Here is an 18,751-nt window from a genome sequence, read left to right as displayed (position 1 = left end):
CCGCGCAGGCTACCGGGACATCCCCGCCCCCTCGGGTGTCGCGATGCCGTAGCCGCGGATCTTGCGGTAGATCGTGGCCCGGCTCATCCCGAGCCGGCGCGCGGCCTCGGCCTTGTTGCCGTCGGCGTCGAGCAGGGCGTCGACGATGGCGTCGCACTCGATCGACTCCAGCGGGGTCAGCACCCGCCGGGCCAGCACCCGCGTCTCCGGCGGCAGGTCCTCCAGCCGGATCACCCCGGTGCGGCGACGGCTCACGACCTTGCGCAGCACCTGGTAGAGCTGCTCGACGTTGCCCGGCCACCGGTGCCGCATGAGCACCCGCAGGGCCTCCGGCGCACAGGTCAGGTCGGCGCCGCGCGTCAGCCGGGCGAGCAGGTACGGCACCAGCTCGGCGACGTCCTCCACGTGGTGGCGTAGGGGCGGGACCTCGATGGTGCGCGGGAAGCAGTCCAGCAGCGACGCGAGCTCGGGTGAGTCGGTCGTCCGGGAGCTGCTGCGGGTCGCGACGACCCAGGCCCGCTCCGGGTCGGTCGACTCGCGGTGCGGCTCGAGCACGTCGGCGAGCGCCGCCGCGGCGGCCGGGGGGAGCCGGTCGACCTCGCGCAGTACCAGCGTCCCGCCGCCGCCGCCGAGCTCGTCGGACACCTCGGAGAGCCAGCGCGGGCCCACGTCGCCGGCGTCGAGCACACGGACGTGCCCGGCGGGGGAGTGGAGGTGGTGGGTGGCGCGGGCCAGCGTGGTCCGGCCGGAGCCGTGCTCGCCCTGCAGCACCAGCCACTCGTTGGTGCGGAAGTGCCGGTCCACCGCCTGGGCGCACTTGGTCCACAGCGCCCCCGAGCCGACGGCGGTCGGCAGCGCGGTGGTGATCGTGGGGGTCGCGGAGCCGCGGCCGACGGTCTCGCGGTGGGTCAGGCTCACCTGCAGGATGCCGCCCGCCGAGCCCGCCTCGTTCCAGCTCGGCCGGCACTGCACGCGCGCGGTCGCCCCGCTCGGCAGGTCGACGACGAGCTGGCGGTTGCGTCCGGCCCGCAGCGCGTCGGTCGCCCCCGCGAGCAGAGGGACCTGGTCACCGGGTGCGATGAGCTCGCGGGCGCGGTCGTTCATCATCACGAGGTCGTCGCCGACGGCGAGCACCGCGGAGTCGCCCCCGCGCTGGACCGCGGTCAGGTAGTCGTGCAGCAGCGTCAGCTCGTGCCGCCCGGACGCGGCGAGCAGCGCCTCCTCGATGCGGCGGGCCGTCGTCGCGGCGGTGGCGACCATCAGCGCGTTGGCCTCGCTCCGCCAGCAGGTCAGGTCGACGACGCCGAGGATCTTGCCGGTCACCGGGTGCCGGATCGGGGCGCCGGCGCAGGCCAGGTCCTCCAGGTGCTCGACGAAGTGCTCGTGCCCGAACACCTCGGTCGGACGCCTGCCCTCCAGCGCGGTGCCGATGCCGTTGGTGCCGACGTGCTGCTCGGCGTAGGAGAAACCGGGGACGAGCCACACCCGGTCCAGGTGCTGACGCAGCGCCGAGTCACCGGTCCGGCGGTCGAGGACGACACCGTCGCCGTCGCAGAGGATGAGGCTGACCGGCTCGGTGGCGAACTGGTCGCACAGCTCGGAGACGATCGGCGTGGCCGCCCGCACCAGCGGGCTGTCGGTCTCGCGGCCGATCTCGGGCAGGTCGATGGAGTCGGGCGCGACGTCGCTGTCCCGCGACCGGATCCAGGACGCCAGGATCGGCGGGCGCACCACGTCCTCACGCATCTGCTCGTGGTGCAGGAACGCGTCGCGGGCCGCCGCGATGCGTTCGGCCGCGGCGCTGGTGCTGGTCCTGGTGGCGGGTGTGGGCGCCGAGCCGGTGATGGGGGAGTCATGTCCGTGTCGCGGGCGCGGCGTCGGCCGGCCCGCCCGGGTGGCGCCCTGCGCGCCGTCGGGCAGGGGTCTCACACACGGCCTCCTCGTCTGTGTCGAGCTCGGGACACGACCACCGAGGACCCGCGTACGACAGCGGTGACCTGCCCGGATCCCGTGGTCACGGCGACGGTACGCGCCGTGAGAGCAAGATCACCACAGGTGGCGGGGCGGAAGAGTCTCATATTGAGACCTCGAATGCCTGCTGGACCATGTGTGATTCGCAGCACGGAAGACAGACGGCACCGGCGCCGCGGCATCCACCCACGTCACCGGGTCGTCCGACCTCCGTGCACGACCACGACATCGGGCTACCCGCGCTCGCCCGCTGATCCGACCACAACCCACCACCGTGAGGAGACGACGTGAGTCGGCAGAGTTTGGCGAAGGCTCACCAGAAGATCCAGGAGCTTTCCTGGGAGCCGCAGTACCACGAGCCGTACATGAAGTACGGAACCGACTACACCTTCAAGAAGGCGGCGAAGAAGGACCCGCTCAAGCAGGTCCTGCGCTCGTACTTCCCGATGGAGGAGGAGAAGGACCACCGCGTCTACGGCGCCCAGGACGGTGCCATCCGCGGCAACATGTTCCGGCAGGTGCAGGAGCGCTGGCTGGAGTGGCAGAAGCTCTTCCTGTCGATCATCCCGTTGCCGGAGATCTCGGCGGCGCGCTCGATGCCGATGCTGTTCCACGTGGTTCCGAACCCGGAGCTGCACAACGGCCAGGCGATCCAGATGATCGACGAGGTTCGGCACAGCACGATCCAGCAGAACCTCAAGCGCCTGTACATGAACAACTACATCGACCCGGCGGGCTTCAACAACTCGCTGCGGAACTTCCAGTCGGACTACTGCGGCACCATCGGCCGCCAGTTCGCGGAGGGGTTCATCACCGGTGACGCCATCACCGCTGCGTCGATCTACCTGACTATCGTCGCGGAGACCGCGTTCACGAACACCCTGTTCGTGGCGATGCCGGCAGAGGCGGCCGCCAACGGCGACTACCTGCTGCCGACGGTGTTCCACTCGGTGCAGTCCGACGAGTCGCGGCACATCTCCAACGGCTACGCCACGCTCCTGATGGCGCTGTCGGACGAGGACAACCGCCAGCTGCTCGAGCGCGACCTGCGCTACGCGTGGTGGAACAACCACCGCGTCGTCGACGCCGCCATCGGTACCTTCATCGAGTACGGCACGAAGGACCGCCGCAAGGACCGCGAGTCCTACGCGGAGATGTGGCGCCGCTGGATCTACGACGACTACTACCGCAGCTACCTGCTGCCGCTCGAGAAGTACGGCCTGGTGATCCCGCACGACCTGGTCGAGGAGTCCTGGAACCAGATCTGGAACAAGGGCTACGTCCACGAGGTCGCGCAGTTCTTCGCCACCGGCTGGTGCGCCAACTACTGGCGCATCGACGGCATGACCGACACCGACTTCGAGTGGTTCGAGTACAAGTACCCGGGCTGGTACGACCGGTACGGCAAGTGGTGGGAGAACTACAACCGCCTCGCCAAGCCGAACGGTCACCACGCCATCGTGGCCGAGGACGTCGACTACGTGTACCCGCACCGCTGCTGGACCTGCATGGTCCCGTGTCTGGTGCGCGAGGACATGGTCGTCGACAAGGTGGACGGCCAGTGGCGCACGTACTGCCACGAGGTCTGCCGCTGGACCGACGCCGAGGCCTTCCGGCCCGTGTACCAGGGTCGCGAGACCCCGAACATGGGCAAGCTCGTGGGTCACCGCGAGTGGGAGACGCTCTACCACGGCTGGAACTGGGCCGACGTCGTCCAGGACATGGGCTTCGTCCGTGACGACGGCAAGACGCTGACCGCTCAGCCGCACCTCGATCTCGACCCGAAGAAGATGTGGACGCTGGACCACATGCGGCGCATGCCGCACCTGGCCAGCCCCAACGTCATCCTCAACGAGATGAGCGACGCCGAGCGCGAAGCGTTCGTGGCGGACTACAACCGCCAGGGGCCGGCCGGTCGGCCCGCGCCCACCGACGCCTGAGCGCGGGTCAGGCGAGGGGAGGGGGTTCCCGTCACGCCATGACGGGTCCCTCTTCCCGCGGCCCGGCCGGGGGGTCGTCTTCCCCGGCCGGGTCACCCCGGGACTCCCGTCCGCCGGGCGGGGCCCGGGCGACGCCTGCCCACATCTGTCCGATTGGTCTTTTTTCTCACGCCACTAGTCACGCCAAGAGAGGTGGTCTGCACTCGTGGGCGACAAACACGTCGTGCGGTTCGAGCCCGTCGGCATCGAGATCGAGGTCGACGAGGACCAGAACATCCTCCGCGCCGCGGCCGAGCAGGGCGTCCAGCTCATGCACGGTTGCAAGGAGGGCCAGTGCTCGGCCTGCAAGTCCTTCGTGCTCGAGGGCGAGGACATCGAGTACGACAGCTACTCGACCTTCGCGCTCCCGGACTACGAGAAGGAGGAGGGCCACACCCTCCTGTGCCGGGCACATGCCTACGAGGACCTGGTCATCGAGCTGACCAACTACGACGAGGAGATCATCCGGTCCGGCCTGCCCCTCACCAAGGGCGTGGTCGAGGTCGTGTCGGTCGAGGCCGTCACCCACGACATGCGGCACCTGACCGTCAAGCTGGTCGAGCCGTCGGAGATCAAGTTCTTCCCCGGGCAGTACATGGACCTCGTCTGCCCCGGGACCGAGGAGAGCCGTTCGTTCTCCATGGCCAACACCCCCAACCGGGACGGCACCTACGAGTTCGTCATCAAGGTCTACCCGGGTGGGCTGTTCGGGACCTGGCTCGACGAGAAGGCCGCTCCCGGTGACCGGCTCGACGTCGAGGCGCCCTTCGGCACCTTCACCCTCCGCCAGAACCGCAGCTCGCCGATCGTCTTCGTCGGCGGTGGCGCCGGCATGGCGCCGGTACTGGGCCTGCTGCGGGCGATGGCCGAGGGCGGCGTCGAACGACGGGCCACCTTCTACTACGGCGCGCGCACCGCGGCCGATCTCTGCTTCGAGAAGGAGATCGCCGAACTGGCGCCCCAGCTCAACGGCTTCCGGTACGTCCCCGCCCTGTCCGACGGCGACGGCGGGGACTGGGCCGGCGAGACCGGCCTGATCACGGAGGTGGTCAGGCGGAACGAATCCGATCTGAAGGGAGCGGATGCCTACGTCTGCGGTCCCCCGCCGATGGTCGACGCGGCGATCGCGACGCTGACCCAGCTGGGTGTGAGTGAGACCAACATCTTCTACGACAAGTTCACCACGACCGGTGAGCAAGAAGGCGAGGACGGACAGCAATGACTCAGTCCCCCACCACACAGGACACGTCGTCCGGTTCGCAGCGCAGCGTTCCCAAGCCCGTCTTCACCGACGCGGAGGCCGGAGCGCGGGAGTTCCCGGACTCGAGCTCGAGCGCACGCCACTACAACTACTACGCGCCCGCCAAGCGGAAGCAGACGCTGTACGAGGACACCACCGTCGAGGTCCAGCCGGACCCGCGGCACTACCTCGCGCAGGGCTGGATCTACGGCTTCGCCAACGGCGAGGGCGGCTACCCGCTGCACTGGACCAAGCTCAAGGCCTGGGGTGTCGACGAGCCGGAGCCGCAGCGCGGCGTCGGCTCCGGCGGCATGCACGTCAAGAACTGGCCGGCCCACGGGTGGCACGAGTTCCGTGACCCGAACGAGGAGTGGGAGCAGAGCCTCTTCCGCTACAACGCGAACGTCGTCCGGCAGCTCACCCAGAACATCGAGAACGCCCGCAACGCGAAGGCGTTCGAGCTCTGGAACCCCAACTGGGTGCGCTTCGTCGAGCGCAACGTCGGCGCCTGGATGCACATCGAGCACATCCTCGGCCTCTACGTCTTCGCGTCCAACGAGCGGTCCGCGCCGACCAACATGCACAACACGGCGCTCGCGGCGAACTCCACCCGCAAGATCCGTTTCGCCCAGGACCTCGCGCTCTACAACCTGACGCTGTCGGAGGAGATCGACGGCTTCGACGGCGCCGCCCACCTCGACGCGTGGGACAACGCGCCGGAGTGGCAGGCCGCCCGCAAGCTCACCGAGGCCCTCACCGCGGTCCAGGACGACTGGGGCGAGGCCATCTTCGCGGCCAACTGCGTCTTCGAACCGTTGGTCGGCGAGCTGTTCCGGTCGAACCTGGTCATGCAGTCCGCCGCCACCAACGGTGACTACGTGACCCCGACCGTCATGGGTGCCGGCGAGTTCGACTACGCCCAGCGCGACCTGCGCTGGTCGATCGCCTGCTTCGCGCCGCTCACCCAGGACCGCGAGTTCGCCGACCACAACCGGGATCTCATGGGCGGCTGGCTGCGGACCTACGTGCCGCAGGCGCTGGAGGCCGCCCGGACGATGCAGCCGATGTGGTCCCAGTCGGACTCCAAGCCGCCGACGTTCGAGGACTCCCTCGACCGCGCCAAGAACCGGTTCGCCGGGATCTGCAGCGATCTCGGTCTCGACGTCCCCGAGGAGCTGAAGCAGTGACCAGCACGGACTCTCCGTTCAAGCAGGACAGCACCGCGTCGAACATGTGCGGATTCACGCTGATGAACAACCAGATCGGCGCGGTCATCGCGACGGTCCTGGACCGTCAGGACAACGTGACCGTGCAGCACCTGCCCTCGATGATCCGCGTCGACGGCACGGGCAAGTTCGAGCTCGACTACGAGGCGATGGACGAGGAGGCCGGCCAGGAGGAGGGCTGGTTCGACGCCGCCCAGTTCGAGGAGAACATGTCCACCCACTACGGGCGGATGGTCCACCTGGACGACAAGACGATCATGTTCGCCAATCCCGAGGACGCCGCCGAGTACATCGACTTCGACCTGAAGCCGGTGTAAGGACCCGCTCCTCACCCGGATCGCACCGCCCGGGACGACGACCCGTCCCCGGCCCACCACGGCCGGCGACGGCCCGGGCGGTGCGCTCCACCCGCGCAGCGCGCCTCCGCGGCGCCACGGCTGCGCACGTTGATCCACACCCGCGCACCTGGACCGACTCTTTCTCCGGGAGGACCCACCATGGCCAAGGAACTCCGCTTCGGCGCCGAGGGCCGTCATCTGCTGCAGGCCGGCGTCGACCAGCTGGCCGAAGCCGTCAAGAGCACGCTCGGCCCCAAGGGCCGCAACGTCATCCTGGAGAAGATCACGGGCTCGCCCGAGGTCACGAACGACGGCGTCACGATCGCCCGCGAGATCCACCTGCGCGACCCCTTCGAGAACATGGGCGCCCAGCTGGTGAAGGAAGCGGCGGTCAAGACCAACGACACGGTCGGCGACGGCACGACCACCGCGACCGTCATCGCCCAGGCCATCGTCCGAGAGGGCATGAGCGCCATCGAGCGCGGTGGCAACCCGGTGCTGGTCAAGCGGGGCATCGACATCGCGGTCAACGCGCTCGTCGACCGCCTGCAGACGGTGTCGCACCCGGTCAGCACCGAGGAGGACTACGCCCGCGTGGCCTCCATCTCGGCCAACGACGACTACACGATCGGCCGGGTCGTCGCGAAGGCACTGCACACCGTGGGCGACGACGGCGTCGTCACCGTCGACGACACCCCGCTGCCGGGCGTCTCGGTGGACTTCGTCGAGGACTTCGAGTTCGACAACGGGTACGTCTCGCCGTACATGGTGACCAACCCCGGCACGCTCGAGGCGATCGTCGACGACCCCTACATCCTCTTCACCGCGCACAAGATCAAGGACGTCCAGCAGATCATGCCGGTGCTGGACCGGATCATGCGCAACGACCGGCGCCCGCTCGTCATCGTCGCGGAGACCGTCGAGGGCACCGCCCTGCAGATGCTGGTCCACAACCACGTCAACGGGCACTTCCAGGCCGTCGCGATCAAGGCGCCGGGCTTCGGCGAGAAGCGCATCCACCTGCTGGAGGACATGGCCGCGCTCTGCGGCGGGCAGGTGCACTCCAAGAGCTCCTCGTTCTCGCTCGAGCAGATCGACGTCGAACACCTGGGGCGCGCCGTGCAGGTGCAGGTCACCAGCGAGGGCACCACGATCATCGGCGGGCACGGCGACAAGCAGAAGCTGGAGTACCGGCTGTCGCAGCTGCGGGCCGAGCTGGCCCGCGCGACGATCGGCACCGACGAGGACTTCTTCTCCGACCGCATCGCCCGGCTCTCCGGGAAGGCCGCGATCATCTCGGTCGGGGCGCCGACCAACGCCGAGGCCCGCGAGATCCGGCACCGGGTGGACGACTCGCTGCAGGCGACCCGGGCCGCGGTGGCCGAGGGCATCGTCGCCGGTGGCGGATCGGCGCTGCTGCACGCCGAGCCCGCGCTCGACGAGCTGGACGTGACCGGGGACTACCGGATCGGGGTCGAGATCGTCCGGCACGCGCTCACCGAGCCCGTGCACCTCATCGCCTCCAACGCCGGCTACGACGGCGACGAGGTGGTCAAGCAGGTCACGACCATGGGCGTCGACGAGGGCTTCGACGCCCTGGAGGGCCGCTTCGGGGACATGGTCGAGATGGGCATCATCGACCCGCTGCGGGTCGTGCGCTCCGCCCTGCAGAACGGCGCCTCGGTCGCCGGGCTGATCCTCACCACCAACTCGCTGGTGGCCGAGGAGGTCACGCCCTGGAACAAGGCGCTCATGACCGAGTTCGGCCAGCTCGACGAGGGCATCCCGCAGCCCAGCCCGGACTCGAGCACGCCCCAGTCGATGGGGCTCGGCCCGTCGGTCGGGTAGGTACCGGCCCGTCCGGTCACAGGAACAGTGGGGAGCGGCCCGGCACGCGCTGCGCGTGCCGGGCCGCTCCGCGACAGTGGAGAGGTGGTCGTCGTGGACCGGTGCTGCGGAGCGCCCCAGGGGCGCGGTGGTCTCCCGGCGGTCGTCGACGCCCAGGTGCACGGCTGGGACGGACGGCCGCACAACCAGGCGGGCCCGGCCGGGGAGCAGTTCGTCGCGGACCTGCTGCATCGTCACCGGATGGTCGACCCGTCGCCGCGCCCGCTGTCCGCGGACGCGTTCGAGCTGGTCACGCCGCAGGCGCTGGCCGCGCACGTGCTCTCCGCGGTGGACCGCGCGGTGCTCGTCCCGGCCGGCTTCGAGGACCTGTTCGTGCTCGGGTTCGCCGCACCGGCCTGGCACGCCGAGCTCGCCGCCGAGCACCCCGGGCGGCTCGCGATGGCGGGGGAGCTCGACCCCGCCGACCGGGCCCGCGCCCGCGGCATCGGGGCCCGGGTCGGCCGCGACGGTCTGCGCGCGCTGACCGTGCTGCCGGCCCGTCGTCCGGAGACCGCGCTGTCGCTGCGGGCGCCGTGGCTGCGCCGCACCCTGATCCGGGCCGAGCAGGCCGGCGCCGGGGTGGTCCACATCGGGATCGCGCCGACCGCGCGACCGTCGCGCGCGGCACCGGAGTGGGCGCACGCGGGCGTCGTCGCCGAGGACGACGCCGTACCGCGGCCCCGGTGGCCGGAGTGGGCCGAGCCGGTCCGCGCCGGGTCCGCGCTCCCGGTCCGGGTGCGCAGCGCCGGGCCGCTGCCGGCCGGTGCCGTCGACGTCACCGAGGTCGCCGCGCTGGCCACGGCCCTGCCCAAGATCCGGTTCGTGGTCGGCGCCGCCTGCGCCCCGACCGCCTCGCTGGTCCGGCTGGCCCGCCTGCCCAACGTCTACGTGCTGCTCACCGACCTGCTGATCGCGTTGCGCCGGCACCGGGTGTCCGCCGCCGAGGCGCTCGGCGAGCTGCTGGCCGCCTACGGCCCGGACCGGCTGATGTTCGGCAGCGGCTACCCGCTGGTGCGCCCGGCGCGCCTGATCCGCGACCTCATGACCTTCCGCTACCCCGACGAGCTGCGCGGACGGTTCCCCGAGCTCGACGACGACGTCCGCGCCGCCCTGCTCGGCGGCACCGCGGCGCGGGTCCACGGGTTCGACCTGGCCTGCGCCACCGTCCGTCCGCGTCGGCGAGGAGTGTTGAGCCCCACCTGAATGCAGGAAAGGCAACCCTCACAACGTGTCCTATCCTTCCGCCGGACGAGCGAAGGGGAACGGACATGGGACTCACCCGACGGCAGATGCTTCTCACGACGCTGGCCGCGGCCGGTGGCGCCGTACTGGCCGGGTGTGGCGGGGGCGGCAGGTCGGAGACCGGCACCGGTGCCGCGACGGGGAGTGCCGGGTTCCCGGTGACGATCGAGGGCAAGCTCGGTGCGGCGACGATCCCGCAGGCCCCGCAGCGGGTGGTGTCCGTGGGCTACACCGACCACGACGCGATCCTCGCGCTCGGGGTGGCGCCGGTGGCGGCGCGCTACTGGTACGGCGACGAGAAGGTCGTCGTGCAGCCGTGGGCCCGGGCGGCCGCGCAGGCGGTGGGCGCGGCACCGGCGGTGCTGAACATGTCCTCCATCGAGCCGGAGAAGATCGCCGCACAGCGCCCCGACCTGGTGATCGGCCTCTACTCCGACCTCGACGCCCAGAGCTATCCGGTGGTGAGCGCCGTCGCGCCGACCGTCGGACCGCCCCGGGGGTTCGACGACTACGGCGCACCGTGGCAGGAGTACACCCGCGAGACCGGGCGGGCGCTGGGCAAGGAGGCCGAGGCCGAGAAGCTGGTCACCGACCTGGAGGCCAGGTTCGTCGCCGCACGCGACGCCGACCCGCAGTGGAAGGGGCGCTCGGTCGTCGTCGCGAGCCGCAGCGCGGACACGATCAGCGTGTTCTCCTCGCAGGACCCCCGCTCGCGGTTCTTCACCCAGCTGGGGTTCACGGTGCCGCCCAGGATCGACCAGCTGGCCGCAGGCAGGTTCTACACCGAGTTCAGCTTCGAGCAGGCGAGCGAGCTCGACCACGACCTCATCGTCTGGGACCAGCTGTCGTTCACCCCCGGCGGGAAGGCGACGGTCGTCGGGGACCCGCTGCTGTCGCGGTTGCCCGCGATGCGCGACGGGCGCACCGTGTTCCTGGAGGGGGCCACCGAGCTGGCCTTCGCCTGGCAGACCGTGCTCAGCCTCCCGTCCGTGCTCGACGCGGTCGTCCCCCAGCTGCAGCGGGCGATTCCGAGGACCTGACCCGCCGGCCCGACCGCCGTTCCGGGGGTTGCCGTGGTGGTGGTCAGGCACGACGACGCCGGACGGCCGGGGTGAGCAGGAGCAGCACCGCGGCCGTCGTGCCGAAGGCGGCGGCGAACCCGAAGGGCTCGGCGATCGCGCCGAGCCCGGTCGCCCCCAGGCCCGTCCCGGCGTCGTAGGCGATGTTCCAGGCGGCGCTGGCCGCGCCGTAGTGCAGCGGCCCGGCGGCGGCGAACAGGGCGACCATCGCGTCGTTCTGCACCAGCCCGAACCCGGCGCCGACGACGGCCGCCCCCACCACCAGCAGGACCGACGCGTACGGCGCGGCGAGCACCCCGAGCAGCCCGACCGTGGCGCACGCCGTCCCGACCGGGAGCAGTGCCCCGGGACGTCCGCTGCGGTCGGTGAGGGTGCCCGCGACGCCGCGGCCGAGCAGCGCGCCGAGTGCGGTGGCGAACAGCGCGGCGGGCACCGCGACCGTCGCCCCGGGGGCGACGAGCGGGGCGAAGGTGATCACACCGCCCTGCGCGGTGGAGCAGCCCAGCATCGCCAGGACCGGCGCGGCGGGGAGCCGCCTGCGGGTCTCGCGGGGGTGCGGGACGGCGTCGTCGCGGCGGGGTGCCGGGGCCCGCCGGGGGCCCCGCACGAACGCCACCACCAGGGCTCCGGCGACCGGGGTGATCCCCGCCAGCAGGAACACCCCGGTGAACCCCAGCGCGTCGACGACCGCGACACCTGCCGGCAGGAACACCAGCTGGGGCAGTCCGACGGCGTAGCCGTAGCGCGCCGACGCGCGACCGTGTGCGGAGGGCTCGACCAGCTCCGCGACGAGCGCGCTCCCGGCGACCGTCGCCAGCCCGAACCCGATCCCGCGGACCGCGGAGATCGCCAGCACGGGCCCGAGGTCGGCGGTCAGCGCGAGCAACGGCGTCGGGAGGCCGAGCAGCAGCGACCCCACGACCAGCACCGGACGGTGCCCGACCCGGCGCAGCATCGCGGGCACCAGCAGCTGGGTGGCCACGGTGGCCGCCATCAGCACGCCGGTGCTCAGCCCCGCGCCGAACTCGCCGGAGCCGCCCCGGGACACCCACAGCGGCACGACCGGCAGGAGCAGGGCGTACCCGCCGAACGCCAGCGCGGTCGCGGCGAGGAGCAGGCGGAACGGGAGCGACGACAGCGACCGGGGCACGCCCCACCGTGTCAGACCGCACCGGTCCCGGCCCGCCCCTCCCCGGATCCGGGACCCGTTTGTGGATCTCCCCGGCCCGCTGGGGTGCATCTCGGCGGGGAAACGGCCGCGGCCCGGCCTCTCGGGGTGAGGGGCCGGGCCGCGTCGTGTGCGGGGGTCAGGATCCGTTGCGGATCCATTCCTCCAGGTGGGGTGCCTCGTCGCCGATGCGGGTGGAGTCGCCGTGTCCGGTGCGGACCCGGGTGTCGGCCGGCAGCGGGAGCAGGGTGGTGCGGATGGACTCGATGATCGTGTCGAAGCTGGAGTAGGAGCGTCCGGTGGCGCCGGGTCCGCCCTGGAACAGGGTGTCGCCGGTGAAGACGATGCCGAGCTCGGGGGCGTAGAGGCAGGACGAGCCGGGCGAGTGGCCGGGGGTCTGCAGCACCCGCAGGTCGATCCCGCCCGCGGTGAGGACCTGGCCGTCGGCGAGTTCCTGGTCGGGCTTGCGGTCGGGCCAGGTCATGTCCCAGAGGACCATCTCGGCCGGGTTGAGCAGGATCGGCGCGGAGAACCGGTCGGCGAGGGCGGGTGCCTGGTTGACGTGGTCGTCGTGGGCGTGGGTGCACACGACGGCTGTGACGGTGCGGTCGCCGACGGCGGCGGCGATGGCGTCGGCGTCGTGGGCGGCGTCGATGACGATGACCTCGCGGTCGTCGCCGACGATCCACACGTTGTTGTCGACGTCGAAGGAGCCGCCGTCGAGGTTGAAGGTGCCGGAGGTGACGACGTGGTCGACCGGGGCCATCAGAGGATCACCACCGAGCGGAGGACCTCACCGGCGTGCATCTTCTCGAAGGCCTGCTCGACGCCGTCGATCCCGATCTCCTCGGTGACGAACTTGTCGAGCGGGAAGCGGCCCTGCAGGAACAGGTCCACGTACATCGGGAAGTCGCGGCTGGGCAGGCAGTCGCCGTACCAGGAGGACTTCAGCGCCCCGCCGCGGCCGAAGTAGTCGATGAGCGGGATCTCCGGTGCCTGCAGGTCCGGGGTCGGGACGCCGACCAGGACCACGGTGCCGGCGAGGTCGCGGGCGTAGAAGGCCTGCTTGTAGGTCTCGGGGCGGCCGACGGCCTCGATGACGACGTCGGCGCCGTTGCCGTCGGTCACGCTCTGGATGAACTCGACCGGGTCGGTCTCCTTGGCGTTGACGGTGTGGGTCGCGCCGAACTCCTCGGCCCACTTCAGCTTCCGCGGATCGGTGTCGACGGCGATGATCGTCGTCGCGCCGGCGAGCTTCGCCCCGGCGATGGCGGCGTCACCGACGCCGCCGCAGCCGATGACGGCCATGGAGTCGCCGCGGCCGATCTGGCCGGTGTTGACCGCGGCGCCCAGCCCGGCCATGACGCCGCAGCCGAGCAGGCCCGCGACCTTGGCGGGGGCGTCGGGGTTGACCTTGGTGCACTGTCCGGAGTGGACGAGGGTCTTCTCGATGAACGCGCCGATCCCGAGTGCGGGGGAGAGCTCGGTGCCGTCCTCGAGGGTCATCTTCTGGGTGGCGTTGTGGGTGTCGAAGCAGTACTGGGGCTTGCCCTTCTTGCAGGCCCGGCACTGGCCGCAGACGGCGCGCCAGTTGAGGACGACGTAGTCGCCGGGTGCGACGTCGGTGACGCCGTCGCCGACGGACTCGACGATTCCGGCGGCCTCGTGGCCGAGCAGGAAGGGGAACTCGTCGTTGATGCCGCCGAGTTTGTAGTGCAGGTCGGTGTGGCAGACCCCGCAGGCCTGGATCTTCACCACGGCCTCACCGGGACCGGGATCGGGGACATTGATCGTCTCGACGGTGACCGGCTCACCCTTGGCGCGGGCCACGACGCCACGTACCTGCTGTGCCATTGCTCGTACTCCACTCGTCCTCGATGCCGCCCGCTCGGGACGGATGCTCGGATGGCGACTCTGGCACGGGTGTCCGGACGGTGCCAGGTCGGGTCCGGCCTTGCAACAGGTGTTGTACCGAAAAGGCCCCGGCCCGCGCGACGCGGACCGGGGCCGGGCCGGGCGACCTCAGAAGTCGAAGTCGCCACCCATGTCCATGCCGCCGTCGTCGAAGCCGGGGTCATCGGCCGGGGGGTCCTCGGCCGCGGCCACGTCCTCACCGGCACCGGCGTCGTCGAACATCGCGCCGGCGATCGCCGTGCCGATGAACGCACCCGCGACCCCCGCGAGCAGCGACCCGGCGATCATCCCGCCCATGCCCGGGCCACGGCCGCCGGCGAGCGAGCGCTCCATCGTCCCTGGGTTGCGCATCTCGGCGCGGGTCGCCATCCGCGCCAGCTCCTGCGGGTCGGTCGACCGCGCCCGCTCGGCCTCGGGGACCTGCGCGCCGACGTCGGTCAGCACCGCCTGCCGCTGTTCGGGGGTCAGCTTCGCGAAGGCCTCCGCGTGTGCCTGCTCCACCTGCTCCGGCGGGGCGGTGCGGAGCATGTAGCGGTAGCGCTCGATCGCCTGCTGGTCGGGATCCTGCTGCTGCGCCCGGCCGGAGCCCTGGTGGGGCGCGCCCCCGAAGCCCTGCTGCGGCTGTGTCTGCGCGCCTCCGGTGAGGCGCTCCTTGAGCTTGTCGAGCAGACCCATCTGCGGGTGTCCTCCTGCGTTCCGGGTGAGTTCCCGGTGGTGTGTCGGTACGTGTCCGATCCGGACGGATCGGACGCACCGGTCGAACGTGTGACAACCGCGGCGAGTTCCCACCCACGCCGTCGCCGGATCGCCTACGGTCGGGGACCGTGACGACTGCGCCACCGCCGACGACCGCCCCCGCCCTCGCGCTCGGCGCCGTCGCGGGGAAGGGGCGCCCCGGGAGCTCGCGTATCGCCTGCCCGCTGCCGGACGGTGGCCTGCTCGACGTCGGCTCGCTGGCCACCGCGCAGCGCGGCCCGTACCCCGACCTGCTGGCGGCGCCCGACCTGACCCGGCTGCTCGACGCCGGTGCCCCGGCCTGGCGCGAGGTCGTCCAGTGGCTGCGCGGCTGGCGCGAGGACCACGAGCGGGCCGCCGCGTACCGCCTGCCCGACGAGGGACTGGTCCCGGTGCTGCCCTTCGCCGTCGCCGACTACGTCGACTTCTACGCCTGCGAGCAGCACGCCCGGAACGCCGGACTGATCTTCCGTCCGGACGCCGAGGACCCGCTCACCCCGAACTGGCGGCGGATTCCGCTCGGGTACCACGGCCGATCCGGCACGGTCCGGGTCACCGGCACCCCGGTCGCACGCCCGTCGGGGCAGCGCGGGCCCGAGGACTTCGGTCCCTGCGCCAAGCTCGACTTCGAGGCCGAGCTCGGCTTCGTCCTCGGCGGGCCGGTCCCGGGGCCGGTCGGGATCGACGACGCCGCCGACCACGTCCTCGGCGTCGTGCTGCTCAACGACTGGTCCGCCCGCGACATCCAGTTCTTCGAGTCCCGCCCGCTCGGCCCGCACCTGGGCAAGTCCTTCGCGACGTCGATCTCGGCGTGGGTGACACCGCTCGACGAGCTGTCCGCGGCCCGGGTCCCGCTGCCCGCTCACGACCCCGCGCCGCTGCCCTACCTCACCCCGGGCGAGCCCGCGCTCGGCCTCGACATCGACCTCGCCGTGCACGTCAACGGCGAGCTGGTCGCGTCCCCGCCCGCGAGGGACCTGTACTGGTCCCCGGAGCAGATGGTGGCCCACCTCACCTCGGGCGGCGCCGGGCTGCGCGCCGGCGACCTGCTCGGCTCGGGCACCGTCTCCGGCCCGGAGCGCAGCGGGTTCGGCTCGATGCTTGAGCTGTCCTGGAACGGCCGCGACCCGGTCGTGCTCGCCGGCGGCGCCTCGCGCACCTGGCTGGAGGACGGCGACGAGGTCGTGATGACCGCGACCGCGCCCGCCCGCGACGGCGGCCGGGTCGCCCTCGGCGAGGTCCGCGGCCGGATCCGCGGCGCCTGACCGCCGCAGCCGGCGGGGGAGGCCCTCGGCCGGGGGTGCTCAGGGGCGCAGCGGCATCAGCGGCTCGGGGTCGCCGAGCGCGTTCAGGATCAGCGCCGGCACCTCCTGCTTGCCGCTGCCGTCGACGGCGATGACCACGTAGACGGTGCGACAGTCGCAGGTGACGATGCGCTCGCCCGCGTCGTCGAGGGCGCGGACCTGGAAGTCGAGCGCGAAGCTGGTCCGGCCGATCCGCGCCGTCGACACCGCGACGGCGACGTCCTCGCCCCACCCGACCCCGGCCCGCCAGTCGAGCTCGGTGTGGACGAGCTGGACGTCGTATCCGGCGTCGAGCATCGCCCGGTAGGTGAGACCGCGGGACTCGAGGAACTCGGTCATCGCCTCGTCGAACCAGGCCAGGTACCAGGCGTTGAAGACGACCCCCTGGGCGTCGACCTCGTGGTAGCGCACCCGGACCGGGAACTCGAAGCTCGCCATGGGCCGATGTTACGACTCACCGGCCGGGCTCACCCCTCGTGCCGGTCGGAGCCCCCGGAGGAGTCGACGCGCTCCCGGATGGCCCGGTTGACCGCCCGCCCGAACGCTGCGACGACGCCCTGCAGGGTGATCGGCTTGAGCCGGGAGAAGGCGGCGGCGAGCCGTCGCCGCTCGTCGGCGGGGCGGCCGCGGTCCCGGTAGGGCTGCAGGACCTCGTCCTGGAACAGCGTCATCAGGTCCTCCGCGAGCGCGGCGGTGTGCCGCTCGATGAGGTCGTGCGAACGCTTCCACAGCTCGGGGGGCAGGCCGGAGTCCAGTGCCTCCAGTGCGGAGCCGAGCGCGACCGCGCCGTGCAGCCGGACGGTCGCCGGGCCGTCGCCGGGCAGCCGGGTCAGGGCACCGAGCCGTTCGAGGGTGGTGACGTCGTCGTCGGACAGACGGCGACCCGCGCGCCGGTCGAGCCCGGCCCGGTCCAGCTCCTCGTCGACCTCGGGCAGCCAGGGCGTGAGCAGCGCGCGCTGCAGGGCCAGCTCCTCCGGCGCGGTCTCCAGCGGTACCCGTTCCAGCTGCCGTTCGATCGCGGCGAGGGTGAAGCCCAGCCCGGTGAGCTCGCCGATCAGCTCCAGCCGGGCGCGGTGCGCGGCGTCGTAGAGGCCCGTGCGGCCGCGCAGCCGGGGCGCGGGGATGAGTCCCTTGCTCGCGTAGAAGCGGATGGTGCGCACCGACATCCCGGTCCGCTCGGCGAGCTGGTCGACGGTGAGGAGATCCCCGTCGTCGGGGGTCGGGCTCAGCGCGGAGCCGTCGATGGCGGCGGACATGGCGAGCAGATTACGGGTCGGCCGCTCGATATGACAGTGCTGGTGTGACATCATCCGTGTCACATGCACGTCGGTCCGTCTTGACCCATGTGACAGTGCTGCTGTAACAAAAGCTACCAGTAAGTAGGGGCAGTGCCGCCTGTACCGCCCCCGTGCCGACCACCCCACGAGAGGTTCGGATGAGCGAGATTCCCGAGGCCTACATCTACGACGCGATCCGTACACCGCGCGGACGGGGCAAGGCCTCCGGTTCGCTGCACGAGGTCAAGCCGATCTCGCTGGTGACCGGGCTGATCGACGCGGTCCGCGAGCGTCACCCGGACCTGGACACCAACACGATCGACGACCTCGTGCTCGGCGTCGTCTCGCCGATCGGCGACCAGGGCGGCGACATCGCCAAGACCGCCGCGATCGCGTCCGGGCTGCCCGACACCGTCGCCGGTGTGCAGCTCAACCGCTTCTGCGCCTCCGGCCTGGAGGCCGTGAACACCGCCGCGCAGAAGGTCCGCTCCGGTATGGAGGAGCTCGTCCTCGCCGGTGGCGTCGAGGGCATGAGCCGGGTGCCGATGGGCTCCGACGGCGGCGCCTGGGCGATGGACCCCGACACCGCCTACGCCACCGGCTTCGTGCCGCAGGGCATCGGCGCCGACCTCATCGCGACCGTCGAGGGCTGGTCCCGCACCGACGTCGACACCTTCGCCGTCGAGTCGCAGACCCGGGCCGCCAAGGCGTGGGCCGACGGTCGCTTCGCGAACTCGGTCATCCCGGTCAAGGACCGCAACGGCCTGACCATCCTCGACCGCGACGAGCACATCCGCGCCGGCGCGACCGTCGAGGCGCTGGGCGGGCTCAAGCCGTCCTTCGAGATGATGGGCCGCGACGGCGGGTTCGACGCGGTGGCGCTGCAGAAGTACCACTGGGTCGAGAAGATCGACCACGTCCACCACGCGGGCAACAGCTCCGGCATCGTCGACGGTGCGGCGCTCACCCTCATCGGCACCGAGGCCGCCGGGAAGGCCAACGGCCTGACCCCGCGTGCGCGCATCGTCGCCACCGCGCTGTCCGGCGCCGACCCGACGATCATGCTGACCGGTCCGGCGCCCGCCGCGCGCAAGGCGCTGGCCAAGGCCGGGCTGTCGGTCGGCGACATCGACCTCTTCGAGATCAACGAGGCGTTCGCGGCCGTGGCCCTGCGCTTCATGCGCGACATGGACATCTCCCACGAGATCACCAACGTCAACGGTGGGGCCATCGCGATGGGCCACCCGCTGGGGGCCACCGGCGCGATGATCCTCGGCACCCTCGTCGACGAGCTGGAGCGCCGTGACCTGCGCCGCGGCCTGGCCACGTTGTGCGTGGGCGGCGGCATGGGCATCGCCACCATCGTCGAGCGCGTCTGAAAGGGACTGGAT

The 18,751-nt window shown here is 71.6% G+C and carries 16 protein-coding genes; 9 read left to right on the top strand and 7 right to left on the bottom strand.

Features of this window, described 5'->3' with window-relative positions:
* Positions 1-9: 9 nt before the first annotated feature.
* Positions 10-1,929, bottom strand: a complete 1,920-nt coding sequence (locus AC0GKK_RS12530) for a sigma-54-dependent Fis family transcriptional regulator (protein WP_489883905.1) — start codon at positions 1,927-1,929, stop codon at positions 10-12.
* 344 nt (positions 1,930-2,273) lie between these two features.
* Here AC0GKK_RS12530 and AC0GKK_RS12525 point away from each other — a divergent pair, with 344 nt between their 5' ends.
* The 7 genes from AC0GKK_RS12525 (at position 2,274) to AC0GKK_RS12495 (ending at position 10,923) form a co-directional block, all read left to right on the top strand.
* Positions 2,274-3,911, top strand: a complete 1,638-nt coding sequence (locus AC0GKK_RS12525; protein WP_208824647.1) for a ferritin family protein — start codon at positions 2,274-2,276, stop codon at positions 3,909-3,911.
* Positions 3,912-4,116: 205 nt separating this feature from the next.
* Positions 4,117-5,172: an FAD-binding oxidoreductase gene (locus tag AC0GKK_RS12520; protein WP_062399904.1), complete on the top strand. Its 1,056-nt coding sequence runs from the start codon at positions 4,117-4,119 to the stop codon at positions 5,170-5,172.
* Positions 5,169-6,377, top strand: a complete 1,209-nt coding sequence (locus AC0GKK_RS12515) for a ferritin family protein (RefSeq protein WP_489883904.1) — start codon at positions 5,169-5,171, stop codon at positions 6,375-6,377. The genes AC0GKK_RS12520 and AC0GKK_RS12515 overlap by 4 nt, the downstream gene beginning before the upstream one ends.
* A gap of 44 nt (positions 6,378-6,421) precedes the next feature.
* Entirely contained in the window at positions 6,422-6,733 is a 312-nt protein-coding gene (gene mimD, locus AC0GKK_RS12510; RefSeq protein ID WP_051050022.1) for a propane 2-monooxygenase effector subunit MimD, read from the top strand.
* Between the two features lie 180 nt (positions 6,734-6,913).
* Complete coding sequence (gene groL, locus AC0GKK_RS12505; protein WP_178374671.1) at positions 6,914-8,602, top strand: chaperonin GroEL; 1,689 nt, start codon at positions 6,914-6,916, stop codon at positions 8,600-8,602.
* Positions 8,603-8,686: 84 nt separating this feature from the next.
* On the top strand, positions 8,687-9,844 hold the full coding sequence (locus AC0GKK_RS12500) for an amidohydrolase family protein (protein WP_489883903.1): 1,158 nt from the start codon (positions 8,687-8,689) through the stop codon (positions 9,842-9,844).
* Positions 9,845-9,909: 65 nt separating this feature from the next.
* A complete protein-coding gene (locus AC0GKK_RS12495; RefSeq protein WP_489883902.1) occupies positions 9,910-10,923 on the top strand; it encodes an iron-siderophore ABC transporter substrate-binding protein in 1,014 nt (337 codons plus the stop codon).
* 43 nt (positions 10,924-10,966) lie between these two features.
* Here the strand turns inward: AC0GKK_RS12495 and AC0GKK_RS12490 are convergent, their stop codons facing one another.
* The 4 genes from AC0GKK_RS12490 to AC0GKK_RS12475 form a co-directional block, all read right to left on the bottom strand.
* A complete protein-coding gene (locus tag AC0GKK_RS12490) occupies positions 10,967-12,112 on the bottom strand; it encodes an MFS transporter (RefSeq protein WP_251787230.1) in 1,146 nt (381 codons plus the stop codon).
* Between the two features lie 157 nt (positions 12,113-12,269).
* Positions 12,270-12,896 carry an MBL fold metallo-hydrolase gene (locus tag AC0GKK_RS12485; protein WP_346102812.1) on the bottom strand — a complete coding sequence of 209 codons (627 nt, stop codon included), beginning with the start codon at positions 12,894-12,896 and terminating at the stop codon, positions 12,270-12,272.
* Positions 12,896-13,984, bottom strand: coding sequence for an S-(hydroxymethyl)mycothiol dehydrogenase (locus AC0GKK_RS12480; RefSeq protein ID WP_476653729.1), 1,089 nt, complete (start codon positions 13,982-13,984; stop codon positions 12,896-12,898). The genes AC0GKK_RS12485 and AC0GKK_RS12480 overlap by 1 nt, the downstream gene beginning before the upstream one ends.
* Positions 13,985-14,152: 168 nt before the next feature.
* Complete coding sequence (locus AC0GKK_RS12475; RefSeq protein WP_405419711.1) at positions 14,153-14,719, bottom strand: hypothetical protein; 567 nt, start codon at positions 14,717-14,719, stop codon at positions 14,153-14,155.
* 149 nt (positions 14,720-14,868) lie between these two features.
* Between AC0GKK_RS12475 and AC0GKK_RS12470 the strand changes: the two genes are divergently transcribed.
* Complete coding sequence (locus tag AC0GKK_RS12470) at positions 14,869-16,044, top strand: fumarylacetoacetate hydrolase family protein (RefSeq protein ID WP_405419708.1); 1,176 nt, start codon at positions 14,869-14,871, stop codon at positions 16,042-16,044.
* 39 nt (positions 16,045-16,083) lie between these two features.
* Here AC0GKK_RS12470 and AC0GKK_RS12465 read toward each other — a convergent pair whose 3' ends face one another.
* Positions 16,084-16,521, bottom strand: a complete 438-nt coding sequence (locus tag AC0GKK_RS12465) for an acyl-CoA thioesterase (protein WP_346102820.1) — start codon at positions 16,519-16,521, stop codon at positions 16,084-16,086.
* 29 nt (positions 16,522-16,550) lie between these two features.
* Positions 16,551-17,339 carry a MerR family transcriptional regulator gene (locus AC0GKK_RS12460; protein ID WP_346102822.1) on the bottom strand — a complete coding sequence of 263 codons (789 nt, stop codon included), beginning with the start codon at positions 17,337-17,339 and terminating at the stop codon, positions 16,551-16,553.
* Positions 17,340-17,518: 179 nt separating this feature from the next.
* Here AC0GKK_RS12460 and AC0GKK_RS12455 point away from each other — a divergent pair, with 179 nt between their 5' ends.
* Positions 17,519-18,739 (top strand): acetyl-CoA C-acetyltransferase, encoded by a 1,221-nt coding sequence (locus AC0GKK_RS12455; RefSeq protein ID WP_202968078.1) that lies wholly within the window; start codon positions 17,519-17,521, stop codon positions 18,737-18,739.
* Positions 18,740-18,751 lie beyond the last annotated feature (12 nt).

Source organism: Pseudonocardia sp. P-1, from assembly GCF_058111925.1.
This window is presented reverse-complemented; position numbering and strand designations above follow the sequence as displayed.

Bases quoted from the DNA above. Each gene is read 5' to 3' on its own strand.
- AC0GKK_RS12515 (WP_489883904.1), top strand. From the start codon at position 5,169: ATGACTCAGTCCCCCACCACACAGGACACGTCGTCCGGTTCGCAGCGC.
- mimD (WP_051050022.1), top strand. From the start codon at position 6,422: ATGTGCGGATTCACGCTGATGAACAACCAGATCGGCGCGGTCATCGCG.
- groL (WP_178374671.1), top strand. From the start codon at position 6,914: ATGGCCAAGGAACTCCGCTTCGGCGCCGAGGGCCGTCATCTGCTGCAG.
- AC0GKK_RS12495 (WP_489883902.1), top strand. From the start codon at position 9,910: ATGGGACTCACCCGACGGCAGATGCTTCTCACGACGCTGGCCGCGGCC.
- AC0GKK_RS12485 (WP_346102812.1), bottom strand. From the start codon at position 12,896: ATGGCCCCGGTCGACCACGTCGTCACCTCCGGCACCTTCAACCTCGAC.
- AC0GKK_RS12480 (WP_476653729.1), bottom strand. From the start codon at position 13,984: ATGGCACAGCAGGTACGTGGCGTCGTGGCCCGCGCCAAGGGTGAGCCG.
- AC0GKK_RS12475 (WP_405419711.1), bottom strand. From the start codon at position 14,719: ATGGGTCTGCTCGACAAGCTCAAGGAGCGCCTCACCGGAGGCGCGCAG.
- AC0GKK_RS12465 (WP_346102820.1), bottom strand. From the start codon at position 16,521: ATGGCGAGCTTCGAGTTCCCGGTCCGGGTGCGCTACCACGAGGTCGAC.
- AC0GKK_RS12460 (WP_346102822.1), bottom strand. From the start codon at position 17,339: ATGTCCGCCGCCATCGACGGCTCCGCGCTGAGCCCGACCCCCGACGAC.
- AC0GKK_RS12455 (WP_202968078.1), top strand. From the start codon at position 17,519: ATGAGCGAGATTCCCGAGGCCTACATCTACGACGCGATCCGTACACCG.